At 66.4% G+C, this 14,672-nt stretch carries 14 protein-coding genes; 2 read left to right on the top strand and 12 right to left on the bottom strand.

Annotation, left to right across the window (positions count from 1 at the left end):
- Positions 1 to 83: 83 nt before the first annotated feature.
- Genes Q0743_RS27605 through Q0743_RS27580 form a run of 6 tightly spaced genes read right to left on the bottom strand, consistent with a single transcriptional unit; the run spans position 84 to position 7,070 of the window.
- Positions 84 to 491, bottom strand: coding sequence for a ribulose bisphosphate carboxylase small subunit (locus Q0743_RS27605; protein WP_298244628.1), 408 nt, complete (start codon positions 489 to 491; stop codon positions 84 to 86).
- 12 nt (positions 492 to 503) lie between these two features.
- Positions 504 to 1,964, bottom strand: coding sequence for a form I ribulose bisphosphate carboxylase large subunit (locus tag Q0743_RS27600; protein ID WP_298244627.1), 1,461 nt, complete (start codon positions 1,962 to 1,964; stop codon positions 504 to 506).
- A 32-nt stretch (positions 1,965 to 1,996) separates the two neighbouring features.
- Positions 1,997 to 3,082, bottom strand: a complete 1,086-nt coding sequence (gene fba, locus Q0743_RS27595; RefSeq protein ID WP_298244626.1) for a class II fructose-bisphosphate aldolase — start codon at positions 3,080 to 3,082, stop codon at positions 1,997 to 1,999.
- Between the two features lie 12 nt (positions 3,083 to 3,094).
- A complete protein-coding gene (tkt, locus tag Q0743_RS27590; RefSeq protein WP_298244625.1) occupies positions 3,095 to 5,113 on the bottom strand; it encodes a transketolase in 2,019 nt (672 codons plus the stop codon).
- 31 nt (positions 5,114 to 5,144) lie between these two features.
- Positions 5,145 to 6,020 (bottom strand): phosphoribulokinase, encoded by an 876-nt coding sequence (locus Q0743_RS27585; protein WP_025034584.1) that lies wholly within the window; start codon positions 6,018 to 6,020, stop codon positions 5,145 to 5,147.
- Positions 6,021 to 6,032: 12 nt separating this feature from the next.
- Positions 6,033 to 7,070 (bottom strand): class 1 fructose-bisphosphatase, encoded by a 1,038-nt coding sequence (locus Q0743_RS27580; RefSeq protein ID WP_298244624.1) that lies wholly within the window; start codon positions 7,068 to 7,070, stop codon positions 6,033 to 6,035.
- A 120-nt stretch (positions 7,071 to 7,190) separates the two neighbouring features.
- Here Q0743_RS27580 and Q0743_RS27575 point away from each other — a divergent pair, with 120 nt between their 5' ends.
- Positions 7,191 to 8,168, top strand: coding sequence for a LysR family transcriptional regulator (locus tag Q0743_RS27575; protein WP_298244623.1), 978 nt, complete (start codon positions 7,191 to 7,193; stop codon positions 8,166 to 8,168).
- Positions 8,169 to 8,397: 229 nt separating this feature from the next.
- On the opposite strand, the gene Q0743_RS27570 is transcribed toward Q0743_RS27575, so the two are convergent.
- A complete protein-coding gene (locus Q0743_RS27570; RefSeq protein WP_298244622.1) occupies positions 8,398 to 9,294 on the bottom strand; it encodes an NAD(P)-dependent oxidoreductase in 897 nt (298 codons plus the stop codon).
- Positions 9,291 to 9,815: a dTDP-4-dehydrorhamnose 3,5-epimerase gene (gene rfbC, locus Q0743_RS27565; protein WP_298244621.1), complete on the bottom strand. Its 525-nt coding sequence runs from the start codon at positions 9,813 to 9,815 to the stop codon at positions 9,291 to 9,293. Before rfbC ends, Q0743_RS27570 begins: the two co-directional genes overlap by 4 nt.
- Positions 9,816 to 9,967: 152 nt before the next feature.
- Here rfbC and Q0743_RS27560 point away from each other — a divergent pair, with 152 nt between their 5' ends.
- A complete protein-coding gene (locus tag Q0743_RS27560; protein WP_298244620.1) occupies positions 9,968 to 11,200 on the top strand; it encodes a class I SAM-dependent methyltransferase in 1,233 nt (410 codons plus the stop codon).
- 14 nt (positions 11,201 to 11,214) lie between these two features.
- On the opposite strand, the gene Q0743_RS27555 is transcribed toward Q0743_RS27560, so the two are convergent.
- The 4 genes from Q0743_RS27555 to Q0743_RS27540 form a co-directional block, all read right to left on the bottom strand.
- Positions 11,215 to 11,424, bottom strand: coding sequence for a hypothetical protein (locus tag Q0743_RS27555; RefSeq protein WP_298244643.1), 210 nt, complete (start codon positions 11,422 to 11,424; stop codon positions 11,215 to 11,217).
- 150 nt (positions 11,425 to 11,574) lie between these two features.
- A complete protein-coding gene (locus Q0743_RS27550; protein ID WP_298244619.1) occupies positions 11,575 to 11,994 on the bottom strand; it encodes a DUF4118 domain-containing protein in 420 nt (139 codons plus the stop codon).
- 159 nt (positions 11,995 to 12,153) lie between these two features.
- Positions 12,154 to 13,347, bottom strand: coding sequence for an MFS transporter (locus Q0743_RS27545; RefSeq protein WP_298244618.1), 1,194 nt, complete (start codon positions 13,345 to 13,347; stop codon positions 12,154 to 12,156).
- A 51-nt stretch (positions 13,348 to 13,398) separates the two neighbouring features.
- Entirely contained in the window at positions 13,399 to 13,953 is a 555-nt protein-coding gene (locus Q0743_RS27540) for a TetR/AcrR family transcriptional regulator (RefSeq protein ID WP_298244617.1), read from the bottom strand.
- Positions 13,954 to 14,672 lie beyond the last annotated feature (719 nt).

Here is a 14,672-nt window from a genome sequence, read left to right as displayed (position 1 = left end):
GGGCTTCGCCGCGAGGGAGGCGGCGAAGCAGTTGGTCCGCCAAGGATCCGGAGCAGGGAGAGCTCCGTGCGGAAACGGATGACTTAAGTTGACGCGTGCGCGGCGTGCTTGCGCACGGTGGTGTAGCGGATCGCCCGGCCACCGACCTCCTGCCGCACCAGCTCGAACTCGGCCTCATCAGGCGGCCGGTTGACCAGGAAGGAGATCCGCACCGATTCCCAGCCGTGGCTGGAATCGAAGCCGCTGATGCGGATGTAGCGGTCGCCATACACCCTGCGACACTCCGCGAGCTCCATCATCACGCCGGCGGCGTCCTGGAGGTCGAACATCGGCAGGCCCCACATCTCCCAATAGGTGTTGCGGGGATGGGGATCGTCGGTGAACTCGATGTTCACCGCCCAACCGTTGGTGAGGCAATATTGCACCTGCTTGGTGATCTGGTCGTCGGTCAGATCCGGCAGGAACGAGAAGCAGCCCTGGGTCAGTTTCATTGTCAAAACTCCTCAGACGGTTTCGAGCGCCGTCGGCACGAAGTCCGGCGTGTCGGTGGATTGATAGTTGAACGTCACGTCCTTCCAGACCTCGAGCGCCGCCTTCAGCGGCGTGCAGGTCTCCGCTGCCCTCGCCAGGATCTCCGGACCTTCGTGGACGTAGTCGCGGCCCTCGTTGCGGGCGAGGATCATCGCTTCCAGCGCCACGCGGTTGGCGATCGCACCGGCCGCAATCCCCATGGGATGGCCGATGGTGCCGCCGCCGAATTGCAGCACGACGTCTTCGCCGAGCAAGTCGAGCAACTGGTGCATCTGGCCGGCATGGATGCCGCCGGACGCAACCGGCATCATCTTGTTCAGGCTCGCCCAGTTCTGGTCGAAGAACAGGCCGTGCTCGAGCTTGGTCGGGTTGAAGTCCTCACGGCAGACGTCGTAGTAGCCACGCGTGGTGTTGGGATCGCCTTCGAGCTTGCCGACCACCGTGCCGGCATGGATGTGGTCGACGCCGGCGAGCCGCATCCACTTCGCGATGACGCGGAACGAGACGCCGTGGCTCTTCTGCCGCGTATAGGTCGAGTGACCGGCGCGATGCAGATGCAGGATCATGTCGTTGCGCCGCGCCCATTTGGCCATGGACTGGATCGCGGTGTAGCCGATCACGAGGTCGATCATGACGATGCACGAGCCGAGCTCCTTGGCAAACTCGGCGCGCTCGTACATGTCCTCCATCGTTCCCGCGGTGACATTCAGGTAGGTGCCCTTGACCTCGCCCGACGCCGCCTGGGCCCGGTTCACGGCCTCCATGCAGTACAGAAAACGATCACGCCAATGCATGAAGGGCTGCGAGTTGATGTTCTCGTCGTCCTTGGTGAAGTCGAGCCCGCCCTTCAGCGCCTCGTAGACCACGCGGCCGTAGTTGCGGCCCGACAGCCCGAGCTTCGGCTTCACCGTTGCGCCGAGCAGCGGCCGGCCGAACTTGTCGAGGCGCTCGCGCTCGACCACGATGCCGGTCGCAGGCCCCTGGAACGTCTTCACATAGGCGACCGGGAAGCGCATGTCCTCCAGCCGCAGCGCCTTGAGCGGCTTGAAGCCGAACACATTGCCGATGATCGAGGCCGAGAGGTTCGCGATCGAGCCCGGCTCGAACAGGTCGAGGTCGTAGGCGATGTAGGCGAAGTACGAACCCGGCGAGCCCGGCACCGGATCGACCCGGTAGCATTTCGCGCGGTACTTCTCCGCCGCCGTCAGGCGGTCGGTCCACACCACGGTCCAGGTCGCGGTCGAGGACTCACCAGCCACTGCCGCAGAGGCCTCGATCGGATCGACCCCCTCCTGCGGGGTCACCCGGAACAGCGCGATGACGTCGGTGTCCTTTGGCGTATAGTCGGGCTCCCAATAGCCCATGCGCTTGTATTCCATCACGCCGGAGCGATAGCGTTCTTTGCCGCGGACGGTGCCTGCATGTGCATTCATGTCTCTCTCCTGTCTCTTCTCTTTCTGATTGATCAGGCTGCCACCGGCTCGCGGGCATCGATGCGCGGATCGAGCTCGCCGGCGCGGTAGCGCCGCGCCATCTCGCTCAAGGGAACGACCTTGATCTTGCTGGCGTGGCCTGCGGTGCCGAACTGCTCGAAGCGCTCGCGGCAAAGCTCGCGCATCGCGTCCATCGCGGGCTTGAGGAATTTGCGCGGATCGAACTCGGAGCGTGTCTGCGCGGCGACTTTCCGGAACACCGCAGTCATCGCCAGGCGGCAATCGGTGTCGATATTGACCTTGCGCACGCCGCTCTTGATGCCCCGCACGATCTCCTCGACCGGCACGCCCCAGGTCTGCGGCATCTCGCCACCGAACTGATTGAACATGTCCTGCAACGGCTGCGGCACCGAGGAGGAGCCATGCATCACCAGATGCGTGTTCGGCAGGCGACGATGGATCTCCTCGACCACCCGCATCGCCAGGATGTCGCCATCGGGCTTGCGGCTGAACTTGTAGGCGCCGTGCGAGGTGCCCATCGCGATCGCGAGCGCATCGACCTTGGTGGCGCGGACGAAATCGACGGCCTGATCGGGATCGGTCAGGAGCTGGTCGTGGCTGACTTGGCCCTCGACACCATGGCCATCCTCCTGCTCGCCGCCGCCATGTTCGAGCGAACCCAGAACGCCGAGCTCGCCTTCGACGGACGCACCGACCCAGTGCGCAAGATCGACGACGCGGCGGGTGATCGCGACGTTGTAGTCGTAATCGGCCGCCGTCTTGGCGTCGGCCTTGAGCGAGCCGTCCATCATCACCGAGGTGAAGCCATGGGCGATGGCGGAGGCGCAGGTCGCCTCGTCATTGCCGTGGTCCTGGTGCATGCAGAGCGGGATGTCGGGATAGGTCCGCTCCAGCGCGTCGATCATGTGCGAGAGCATGAGATCGCCGGCATAGCTGCGCGCGCCGCGCGAGGCCTGCATGATGACGGGCGCGTCGACCTCGGCGGCCGCCTGCATGATCGCGATGCCCTGCTCCATGTTGTTGATGTTGAATGCCGGCACCGCGTAGCCATGAGATGCAGCGTGGTCGAGCAATTGTCGAAGGGTAATGCGTGCCAAGGGTCGTCCTCCTTATTGGCTCTTGCGGGCGATCGCCCGGCGGGCCGCCTCCGCGATGCTTTGTGGCGTGATGCCGAATTCGCGGTACAGCACCGGGGCCGGCGCCGAGGCGCCGAAGCCGCGCATGCCGACGAACTCGCCATCAGGGCCGATCCAGCGATGCCAATCACCGGCAACGGCCGCCTCGACGCCGACACGCGGCGCGGTGCCGAGCACAGCGGCGCGATAATCGTCCGGCTGCTCCTCGAACAGGGCGAAGCAGGGCGCGGACACCACGGCCGCACGGATGTGCTCCGTTGCGAGCAAGCGAGCCGCGTCCAGCGCGATCGAGACTTCCGAGCCGGTTGCGATCAGCGTCACGTCGCGTCCGCCATCCGGGGAGACGACGAGATAGGCACCGCGCGCGACCCGGTTCCTGCCGCGCGCATCGCTGCGGAAGGTTGGCAGTGCCTGCCGGGACAGGCACAGCACTGAGGGGCGGTTCTCGGAGCTGAGCGCGCAGTCCCAGGCCTCGAGCGTCTCCACCGCGTCGGCCGGACGGAACACCAGAAGGTTCGGAATGACACGCAGCGCCGCGAGATGCTCGACAGGCTGGTGCGTCGGACCATCCTCGCCGAGACCGATGGAGTCGTGCGTCATCACGTGGATGGCGCGCAGCCGCATCAGGGCCGCAAGGCGGATCGCGGGACGGCTGTAGTCGGAGAACGCGAGGAACGTACCGCCATAGGGGATGAAGCCGCCGTGCAATGCGAGGCCGTTCATCGCGGCGGCCATGCCGTGCTCGCGAATGCCGTAGTGAATGTAGTCGCCGGCGAACGCCCCGCGCTTGAGGGGAGCCTGCGCCTTGGCATGCGTGAGATTCGAATGCGTCAGGTCTGCGGAGCCGCCGACCAGGCCGGGGATGGTTCCAGCGATGCCATCGAGCACCTGTTGCGAGGCCTGCCGCGTCGCAAGCTTCGGCCGCTCGCTGGCAAAACGCTCGCGCAGTTTCGCGGCGGCCAGCGCATAGGCGGCCGGAAGGGCGACGGCCTTGCCTTCGACGAACAGCTCGCGCTGCTCTGGCGTCGCGCGCTCATAGCGATCGAGCCAGGCGAGCCGATCGACCTGCCCGCGCTGCCCGATCATCCGCCACGCCTTGAGCACCGGCATCGGCACCACGAAGGGCTGATAGTCCCAGCCGAGAGCCCGGCGCGCCAGCGCGGTCTGCTCGGTGCCGAGCGGCGCGCCATGCGCCTTCTCGGTGCCCTGCCTGTCGGGCGCGCCGTAACCGATGATGGTGCGGCAGGCGATCAGCGACGGCTTTGCGGTCTCCCGCTCCTCCACAATCGCCTGTGCCACGGCTTCGGGATCGTGCCCGTCGACGCGGCGCACCGACCAGCCGGAGGCCGCGAAACGCGCGAGCTGGTCGTCGGATGTCGCCAGCGAGGTCGGACCGTCGATGGAGATGCCGTTGTCGTCGAACAGCACGATCAGGCGGCCGAGCCCGAGATGGCCGGCGAGCGAGATCGCTTCCTGGCTGAGGCCCTCCATCAGGCAGCCGTCGCCGGCAATGACATAGGTGAAGTGATCGACGAGCCCGTCGCCGTGCCGCGCATTGGCCATGCGCTCGGCAAGCGCCATGCCGACCGCCGTCGCGATGCCCTGCCCGAGCGGTCCCGTCGTGGTCTCGACGCCAGGCGTGTGGCCATATTCGGGATGCCCCGGCGTCTTCGAGCCCCATTGCCGGAAGGCCTTGATGTCGTCGATGCTGACGTCGCCGCCGGTCAGATGCAGCAGTGCGTAGAGGAGCATCGAGCCGTGGCCAGCCGACAGCACGAAGCGATCGCGGTCCGGCCAATTGGGATGCGCCGAGTCGAATTTCAGGAAGCGCGAGAACAGCACGGTTGCGGCGTCGGCCATGCCCATCGGCAGACCGGGATGACCCGACTGCGAGGTTTCGATGGCATCGACCGCGAGGAAGCGGACGGCGTTGGCGAGATCATTGTGCGCGACCGCATTGAGGTCGGCTTCGGCATGAACCGAGATGTTCATCGGGCCCTCCCGTTGTTGTCGTTGGTGTCAGTCACTTCAGGCTCCGCTTGCGCTCGATGAGCTGCATGATCAGCGGCGTCAGGATCAGCTGCATCGCGAGATCGAGCTTCGCGCCGGGGCAGACGATCGAATTGGCGCGCGACATCCAGCTCTGCGGCAGCATCGAGAGCAGATAGGGGAAGTCGATGCCGCGCGGATTCTTGAAGCGGATCACGACCATCGATTCGTCCGGCGTCGGGATCCAGCGGGCGACGAACGGATTGGAGGTGTCCACTGTCGGCACCCGCTGGAAGTTGATGTCGGTCTCGGTGAATTGCGGACAGATGTAGTGGATGTAATCGGGCATCCGCCGCAGGATGGTGTCGGTGACGGCCTCGGTCGAATAGCCGCGCGCGCTGCGGTCGCGGTGTAGCTTCTGGATCCATTCGAGATTGATGACGGGCACGACGCCGATCTTGAGGTCGGCATAGCGCGCGACGTTGACCTTGTCGGTGACCACGGCGCCGTGCAGGCCCTCGTAGAACAACAGGTCGGAGTTCTCCGGCAGCTGCTTCCAGTCGGTGAAGGTGCCCGGCGCAGCGCCATGCAGCGCCGATTCCTCGGCGTCGTGGACATAGTGCCGCGTCACCGCCGTGCCGGTCTCGCCATAGTCACGGAAGGCGCGTTCCAGCTCCTCGAACAGGTTGGTCTCGGGGCTGAAATGGCTGAAATGCTTGTTGCCGCGCTCGGCCTCCTTGGCCATCTGCGTGCGCATTTCCGCGCGGTCATAGCGGTGGAAGGCGTCGCCCTCGATGTAGACGGCGTTGACCTTCTCGCGGAAAAATATCTGCTCGAAGGTCTTCTTGACCGAGGTGGTGCCGGCGCCGGAGGAGCCGGTGATCGAGATGATCGGATGCTTCCTGGACATGCGCGACCTCGTTCAGAGCCGGAAGAATCCGCGCCGCGCGAACAGCGGCGCCGAGACGCTGGCAACCAGCAGCGGATCGCAGTGCAATTCCTCGACGCGCCGCACCTCGTTGCTCGAGCCCATGATCAGCGGCACGCGCTGGTGCAGGTTCTGCGCCGAGAGATCGAGGATGCGCTCGCGTCCCGTCGTGGCGGAGCCGCCGGCCTGCTCGATGATCATCGCCATCGGATGCGCCTCGTAAGTCAGGCGCAGGCGGCCGTCGCCGTAACCGGGGCGCGCGTCCGAGGGGTACAGGAACACGCCGCCGCGGGTGAGGATGCGATAGGTCTCGGCGACCAGCGAGCCGACCCAGCGCATGTTGAAATCGTGGTTGGCGGGTCCTTCGACACCGGCGAGGCACTCGTCGATGAAGGCGCGCACCGGCGGATCCCAGTGCCGGCGGTTCGACGCATTGATCGCGAACTCCTCGCAGGCCTCGGCGATCTGCACGCCGCTGCGCGCGAGGCGGAAGCAGCCCGCCTTGCGATCGAGCGTGAAGATGTCGACGCCCTCGCCGAGCGTCAGCACCAGCGAGGTCTGCGGGCCGTAGGTGACGAAGCCCGCCGCAAGCTGCGCGGAGCCGCGCTGATGGAAGGCGAGCGAGAGGTCATCGGGCGCGGGCAGGATCGAGAAGATCGTGCCGACGGTCATGTTGATGTCGATGTTGGAGGAGCCGTCGAGCGGATCAATCGCGATGCAGACGCGGCCCGCGCGGTCGCAGATCTGGGCCTCGCGCATCTCTTCCGACGCCAGTGCCGCGATCGGCAGCTTGCCGAGGCAGCGGCGCAGGATCGCATCGGCCTGGACGTCGAGATCGCGTTGCACGTCGCCGTCACTGTTGCGGCCAGTGGTCAGGCCGGAGGCATCAGCGAGATCGCCTGTCGCGATGAGGTCGGCGATCTCGATCGCCGCCGCTGCGATGGCATCGACCGCGGCGGCCACGGCCAGCGCGTGCGGCGCGGTCTCGGAATACCGTTGAAGGCGATCGTCCAGCCTGAGTTGCCCGGTCATGTGCGTCCATCCCCTGTGCCGGCGCCGCGTCCATTCCCTCCCCTCTGGAGGCAGGTCGCGGTCAGTCCTGGCATCAGGAGATTGACAGGGGCAGCTTAATAAGGAAAATTTCTATTCATAATGAGTGTCAAAGAATTTTCTTATAATGGCCCCGGCCATGCGGCGGCCCAGCTCCGGCATCTGACGATCCGGCAGTTGCGCTCGCTCGCGGCGCTTTCGGCGAAGGGCAGCGTGACGGCGGCGTCCGGCCATCTCGGGCTGACCCAGCCGGCCGTGACCCAGCAGCTCCGGCAGCTTCAGGATCTCGCCGGCCTGCCGCTGGTGCAGCGGACCGGCGACGGCATGCTGCTGACCGAGGCGGGCAAGGAGGTGTTGGCGCTGGCTGAGCGGGTCGAGGCCGCCATCACCGACTGCCAGGGCGCGCTCGACCTGCTGGCGGGGCGGACCGGCGGGACGGTGCATCTCGGCGCGGTCTCGACCGCCAAGTATTTCGTGCCGCATGCGATCGCGGCGTTCTCCAAGCGCTACCCCAAGATCGAGATCAAGCTGACCATCGGCAATCGCGAGGAGATCCGCGAGGCCATGCACGGCTACGACCTCGATTTCGCGGTGATGGGTCGGCCACCGGCCGACGTCACCGTCGACGTCCGCCAGCTCGGCCGCAATCCGCACATCATCGTCGCGCGCAAGGGGCACTGGCTGGAGAAGGATTCCGGCCTCAACCTCACCGATCTCGTGCACGAGACCTTCCTCACCCGCGAGCCCGGCTCGGGCACGCGGACGCTAATGGAGGGCATGTTCCAGCGGTCCGATCTCGAGCCGATCATCGGCATGGAGATGAGCAGCAACGAGACCATCAAGCAGGCCGTGATCGCCGGACTCGGCATCGCCTTCATCTCGGCCCACACGGTGGCGCATGAGCTCGCCGAGGGCCGGCTCGTCGTGCTCGACGTCGCCGGCCTGCCGATCGTGCGGCAATGGTACGTAATCCGCCGCAGCGACAAGGTGCTGCTGCCGCCGGCGCAAGCGATGTTCGATTTTCTGGGCTCTGAGGGGGCGAACTATCTGCCCGACGTGCCCGAGTTCGGAGGACGATAGTCCGCCGGCACTCAGCTCATCAGCTTCATCGCAACGGTGGCCGCGAGGATCACGATGATCTGGAGCAGGCGCTCCGTCGTGAAGATGCGGTTGAAGGTGGTCATCGCTTGCCCCGGCCGACGTGAAGGATATCCCGATTGATCCGTTGCTAGCACAGACGGGCGGCGAGACAACTCCGTAATCGCCACGAGTCTGATCCGCCATCTGTGCGCTACGCGGGGATTGCATGTCACACCCTCCCCGCCCGGCGATCGGACCACCACGCGAGAGTGCGGGCTGCCCCCTCCTCGAATCCGACGACCGGCATGCCCGCGGTCACACCGCGGAGGCGGCTGACATCGGCCGCAAGGATCGGCTCGGCATCGACACCGGTTGCATCGACGGCGCCGAACCTGACCAGATGCCGCTCCTCGAGGAGACCTGCGACATGCTCGATCACGCTGCGCAGGCTGCGCACCTCGCCGCTGGCGAGATTGACCGCGCCGGTAAGCTTACTGTCCAGCACGGCAGCGATCATCTGCGCGAGATCGTCGACATAGACGAAGTCGCGCAGTTGGCCGCCATGCGAACAATCGAAGTTTTGTCCGGCGCGGAGGCTCCGGATCAGCGAAGGGATCAGGCGCGCCTCCACCTCGTGCGGACCGAACGGAAAAAACACGCGCCCCCAGGTCGCGCCTGCTACGACATAGGCTTCGGCCGTCGCGAGCTTGGCTTGTCCGTACAATGTCGTGGGACGGCACGGGCTCGCGCGTTCGTCGCACAGCCTGCTCTGCGCTCCATATTCGAGGCAGCTTCCGATGCCGAGAATGCGGCTGGTGCCGCAGGCGCGCGCATGCTTGAGCAGATCGATGCTCGCCTCCGCCCACCGCGGGTTGACGGGATCGTCGCGATAACGGCCCGGCCGCGCTTCCCAGGCGAGATGGACGAGGTGCGTCGGCCGCGCTGCGGAGAGCGCATGCTCACGACCAGCTTCGGTGAGGAGATCGACCGCGTACCAACTCACGCCCGGCGTAGCCGGTTGCGCGCCGCGCGCGATGCCATGCACCTCGAAGCCGCGACCAGCAAGCGCAGGCAGCAGCGCACGGCCGATGAAGCCGGAGGCGCCCGTGACCAGCACCCGTTTCATGCGAGATACGGCAGCGCGCGGTCGCGCGCGGACAGGATCGGATCGGATAGCGGCCAGGCGATCGCCAACGACGGATCGTCCCAGCGAATGCCGGCCGCACCTTGCGCGTCGAAGGGCACGTCGATGCAGTACATCAGCTCGGTCCGGTCAGTGAGCGTCTGGAAGCCGTGCGCACATCCGGCGGGGATGAACACGGCGTTGCCGCGGTCGGCGGCGAGCTCGACCGCGCACCATCGTCCATAGGTCGGCAGCGAGCGGCGCAGATCGACGATCACATCGAAGGCGCGGCCGGCAACGCAGCGCACCAGCTTCGCCTCCGGCCGGCTGGCCTGGTAATGCAGACCGCGGAGGGTGCCGGCGCGTTCGTTGCGGGACAGGCTGACTTGCGCGAAATGCGTCGGCAGTCCCTGCGCCGCGAACGCATCGGTATCGAACAGCCGGGCGAAGAATCCGCGCGCGTCCATCTCCGGCTCGATGTCGATCCCGACCACGCCAGGCAGAGCCAACGCCGTGAACCTCATCTCGCCCCTCCGCGCCGCGACGCCGCCGTTGCGAACCTCCGTTCACTCGCACGCCTTTTCGGTTGCATCATGGGCAACCTTGTCGGAGTTTCCGTCGCTTGTGGGACTTCACTAACAGCCGCGACAGGGCGGCACAACGGGACGATCCGGTCATGCACGGGCATCGATGCCGCTTCTGCGCGCGGGAGCTCGACGAGACCTTCGTCGATCTCGGCCTGTCGCCTCTGGCGAATTCCTATCTGCCGCCGGAGCGCACGGATGCCGCCGAGCCGGCCTATCCGCTGCATGCTCGTGTCTGTCGCGCTTGCGGGCTGGTCCAGCTGCCGCAATTCGAGCCTGCGACCAGCATCTTCGACCAGTATCTCTACTATTCCTCCTATTCCGAGAGCTGGCTGCGACACGCGGAGAGCTATGCCGCCGACATGATCGCCCGCGCGAGGCTCGGGCCTGCGTCCGAGGTGATCGAGATCGCCAGCAATGACGGATATCTGCTGCAGTATTTCCAGCGCGCCGGCATCGGCGCGCTCGGGATCGAGCCGGCCAGCGGCCCGGCGGCCGCTGCCATCGCCAGGGGCATTCCGACCCGCATTTGTTATTTCGGTCGCGATGCAGCGGCTGCGCTGCGCAGCGAAGGCCACAGGCCCGAGCTGATCGTCGCCAACAACGTGCTGCCGCACGTCCCCGACATCAACGATTTCGTCGCGGGCCTGCGCATTCTTCTCCCCGACACCGGACGTGCGACGCTGGAGCTTCCGCACCTGCTGCATCTGATCGAAGGGATCCAGTTCGACACGATCTATCACGAGCACCTGTCGTACTTCTCGCTCGCGACCCTCGAGACGGTGTTTCGCGCACATGATTTGCGCGTCTTCGACGTGGAGGAATTGCCGACCCATGGCGGCTCGCTGCGGCTGCATGTCTGCACGGAAGCGGCGGCCGGCAGCCCCTCGCCTGCGCTCGAGCGATTGCGCCGGCGCGAGGAGGTCGCAGGGCTCGACCGGCCCGCGATCTATCGTGACTTCCGGGCGAAGGTGGCGGCCAAGCGCGAGATGATCCGCGACTTTCTCATCGCAGCACAGCGCGCGGGCAAGACGGTGCTGGCCTATGGCGCGCCCGCGAAGGGCAACACGCTGCTGAATTATTGCGGCGTCACGCGCGCGCTGATTCCGTTTACCGTGGACCGCAATCCGCACAAGCAGGGACTGCTGCTTCCGGGATCGCATCTGCCGATCCGCGATCCCGCCGCGCTGATCGCGGCCAGGCCCGCCTACGTCTTCATCCTGCCCTGGAATCTGAAGGACGAGATCATCGCCCAGCTGGCGGGGATTCGCGCCTGGGGCGGACAATTCGTGGTGCCCGCGCCCGATCTTACGATCATATCGTGAGCGATGGTTAACGATCAGGCTGCGAGCGGCGCGGCGTAGTCCATGCGCGCTGCGAAATAGGATTCCAGCTCCGACAGCGCCCGCGCTTCCCAATCCTGCGCCTGTTCCAGCAGCGACCAGCTCTGGCCCGGGCGGAACGCAGCGGTCTGGCGATAGAGCGATGCGATGCCGCGATAGCGGCGCACGTTCTCCAAGATCGCTTGACCGCTGGCCTGACCGTTGATTTGGCCGTTCATGTTCGAAAACTCCCTCGTCATTCCCGGGGGAGAAACTGCGGCCAAATCTTTTTCGAAAAGTTAGCGGCGCGCGGCAAGCGCGCGGATGGTTGCCGGACTGTTGCGCGCAGGCAACGCGCGCCATCGCGCCAGGAGGATCTATTGCGGATTCGTTGCCGCGCTCTCGCCCGGAGGCTTCAGCCCGCCGCGGCTGATGATCTTCATCGTCTCGCGGCAGAGATCGGCAAGGCCGATCAGGAAGACGGCCAGCAGGAAGAACAGATTGATCGAATCGGCATTCGCGCTGGAGAGCGTGCTGAACTTGAAGAAGGGCGGCATGAACGCCCACCACACCAGGGGAATGGTCAGCAGCGCGGTCAACGCCGCCGCCGGCGCGCCGGCGACGAGGCCGACCACGAAGATGCTGGGCAGGAAGGCCGCGAAATAGAGCTTTGCGCCGAGCGCGACGCAGAGTCCCTGAAGCGCGGCCGATATTGCGACCACCACGGCTACCAGCAGAAACGCCTGCCACGACAACGGCCGTACCCTCGGTACGCCCAACAGCCACGCACGCCTCATCAGCCTCCCCCGCCGCCCGTTGACCGGGCCCTTGTGAGACGAAAGTACTACAGCCGCAGGCAAACCGCGAGATGGAAATTGCGGCGCCCGCGGCCTCGCTGGGCCTCGGGTCCGGGTCTTGGTAAACAGCCGCATCGCCCCCTTCCGCCGGGCCGGCGACTACTCGGTCGCCGCATAAAGCAGGCCCGCGACCGGCAAAGCGAGGCCAATGGCCGAGGCCAGCGGCCAGCCGCCTTGCGCGAAGGCGAAGGCGCCGACTGCGGAGCCGGCGGCACCGGCCGCGAAGAATGTCGCCATATAGAGGCCGTTGAGGCGGCTCCGGTGCTCGTGCCCGAGCGCGAAGATGGCGCGGAAGCCGAGCACGACGTTGCCCTGGACGCCGATATCGATGGCAATCGCGGCCACGACCAGGCAGGCGAAGTTCAGCATGGAGCCGGGCGCGCCGACATAGCTCGCCAGGAAGCCTGCGGCCGCGAGCAGCATCGCAACCAGCGTCGCGATCCGGCTATGGCCGCGGTCGGCGAGCCGGCCGGCGATGGGAGCTGCGAACACGCCGGCGACGCCGGCAAGGGCGAACAGCGCGATGCCGCGCTGGGAGAAGCCGAACGCGCCTGCGAGCTGGAGCGGTGCCACCGTCCAGAACAGGGTGAAGCAGCCGAACAGGCTCGCCTGGTAGAGCGCGCGTCGCCGCAGCAGCGGCGTGTTCAAGGCTAGACGCGGCATCGACAGCAGCAGCGTGCCGTAATGCATGCGCGCGACCGGCCTGCGCCGGGGCAGTGCGAGGCGCAGCACCGCTGCGAGCACGATCATCAGCGCGGCGGAGGCGAAGAACACCGTGTGCCATGACGAGGCCGCGGTGACGAAGCTCGACACCGGGCGCGCCAGCATGATGCCGAGCATCAGCCCGGTCGAGACGTTGCCGACGACGCGGCCGCGGATCGCCTCCGGCGCCAGATGCGCCGCATAGGGAATGATGATCTGGACCGCGACCGAGCCGAGCCCGATGAACAGCGCCGCGACCAGGAACGGCAGCGCATGGGTGGAGAACCCTGCGGCGAGCAGCGCCGCGGCGCCGAGCATGATGACGGAACAGATCAGCGCGCGGTTCTCGACGAGATCGCCGAGCGGCACGATGAAGAGCAGGCCGACGCCATAGCCGATCTGCGTCATGGTCACGATCAGTCCGGCCGCCTCGTGCGACAGGCCGAGCGCGGCGCTGATCGGGGCGATCAGCGGCTGCGCATAGTAGATGTTGGCGGCGACCATGCCACAGGCCGCGGCAAGCACGAAGGTCAGGCCCTGCGACACCGCATCCGGTTCGGGGGCGGTCTCGATCGTGGCATTCATCGTCATTCCAATGGACTCCAGATATCGGGAACGATCATTCCCCAATAAGGCATGAATTCAGGCGAGCAGCTTCATCGCGACGCCGACCAGGCGCTCGCCGTCGAGCGGCAGGCGGGCCTTGCCGACGACGCGCATGCCTTGCGTGATGCAGATCATCAGCCGCGCGGTGTCGTCGGCATCGACATGGCGGGGAATCGAGCCATCGGCCTGGCCCTCGCGAATGAGGCCGGCGATGAAGGCCTCGTTGGTCTCGATCTGCGCGTTGACGCGGGCGCGCACCTCGGGATCGAGCGCGGCGAGCTCGACCGCGCCGCCGACCACGATGCAGCCGCGGCGGCCCTCGATCCCTTGCGAATGCGCGACGTAGGACAGCAGCATGTGGCGCACCCGCTCCCGGCCGCTGCTGCCGCGCGCGGCCGCGCTGCGGGTCTGCTCCCGGCGCACCGCGGCGTAGCGGTCGAATGCCGCCAGGAACACGGCCTGCTTGTCGCGAAACGCCTTGTAGACGCTGCCGGTGGCGAGCCGCATCGCGGCGGTCAGGTCCCCGATCGAGGTCGCGTGATAGCCGCGCTCGCAAAACACTCGCACGGCGCGGTCGAGCGCGGTGTCCATGTCGAATTCCCGGGGACGGCCGGGCGGGCGCGGGGTAGCTTGCGATCTGCGGGCGGCGTTTTGCATTGCGGGACAATAGGGAATGATTGTTTCCTAATAAAGACACAGAGTTGTGAAGGGGAAAGGCAGGGCTGAGCAGCGTCGTCGTGTCCCGGACAAGCTGCAACGCGCCAGCGTTGCGGCGCAGAGTCGGGACCCAGGGCGGCACGGCACGACGCGGATGGATGGGCCCCGGCTCTGCAGCGCACCACCCCGGTCGATGCTGCGCATCGCCGGGCCGCTGCGCTGCGTCCGGGGCACCTGCGGAGTGTGGCGCTGGCTCTCTCCGCCGTCATTGCGAGGAGCCCTTGCGACGAAGCAATCCAGAGTCTGTCCGCGGAGGGATTCTGGATTGCTTCGTCGCCAGCGCAAAATTGCTTCGCAATTTTGTCGCGGGCTCCTCGCAATGACGGAGTGTGGGGCGATGACCCGCTTCTCCAAGCGACACTGTCATGCCCCGGCTTGACCAACGGCCAACCTGTCAGTGATGTGTCCGAACAGGCGTCAGCTATGTCTCCGGGCTAAACACTTCGCGGGCGATGAACCCGAATATGTGGTGACAGACATCGCTTCCCGTTCTCGCGGCTCAATTCGCCCGAGCTTTGCTTGATCTCATCGCCCTCTGATCCAAGAGCAACTGGGAGGGAAGTAGACCTGCGATCAGACGGGCTCAAGGCTGG

The organism is uncultured Bradyrhizobium sp. (genome assembly GCF_936943645.1).
Classification (GTDB): Bacteria; Pseudomonadota; Alphaproteobacteria; order Rhizobiales; family Xanthobacteraceae; genus Bradyrhizobium.
This window is presented reverse-complemented; position numbering and strand designations above follow the sequence as displayed.

Coding starts and splice junctions, on each gene's coding strand:
- Q0743_RS27605 (WP_298244628.1), bottom strand. CDS start 491: ATGAAACTGACCCAGGGCTGCTTCTCGTTCCTGCCGGATCTGACCGAC.
- Q0743_RS27600 (WP_298244627.1), bottom strand. CDS start 1,964: ATGAATGCACATGCAGGCACCGTCCGCGGCAAAGAACGCTATCGCTCC.
- tkt (WP_298244625.1), bottom strand. CDS start 5,113: ATGAACATCTCGGTTCATGCCGAAGCCGACCTCAATGCGGTCGCGCAC.
- Q0743_RS27585 (WP_025034584.1), bottom strand. CDS start 6,020: ATGTCCAGGAAGCATCCGATCATCTCGATCACCGGCTCCTCCGGCGCC.
- Q0743_RS27580 (WP_298244624.1), bottom strand. CDS start 7,070: ATGACCGGGCAACTCAGGCTGGACGATCGCCTTCAACGGTATTCCGAG.
- Q0743_RS27575 (WP_298244623.1), top strand. CDS start 7,191: ATGAGTGTCAAAGAATTTTCTTATAATGGCCCCGGCCATGCGGCGGCC.
- Q0743_RS27570 (WP_298244622.1), bottom strand. CDS start 9,294: ATGAAACGGGTGCTGGTCACGGGCGCCTCCGGCTTCATCGGCCGTGCG.
- rfbC (WP_298244621.1), bottom strand. CDS start 9,815: ATGAGGTTCACGGCGTTGGCTCTGCCTGGCGTGGTCGGGATCGACATC.
- Q0743_RS27560 (WP_298244620.1), top strand. CDS start 9,968: ATGCACGGGCATCGATGCCGCTTCTGCGCGCGGGAGCTCGACGAGACC.
- Q0743_RS27550 (WP_298244619.1), bottom strand. CDS start 11,994: ATGAGGCGTGCGTGGCTGTTGGGCGTACCGAGGGTACGGCCGTTGTCG.
- Q0743_RS27545 (WP_298244618.1), bottom strand. CDS start 13,347: ATGACGATGAATGCCACGATCGAGACCGCCCCCGAACCGGATGCGGTG.
- Q0743_RS27540 (WP_298244617.1), bottom strand. CDS start 13,953: ATGGACACCGCGCTCGACCGCGCCGTGCGAGTGTTTTGCGAGCGCGGC.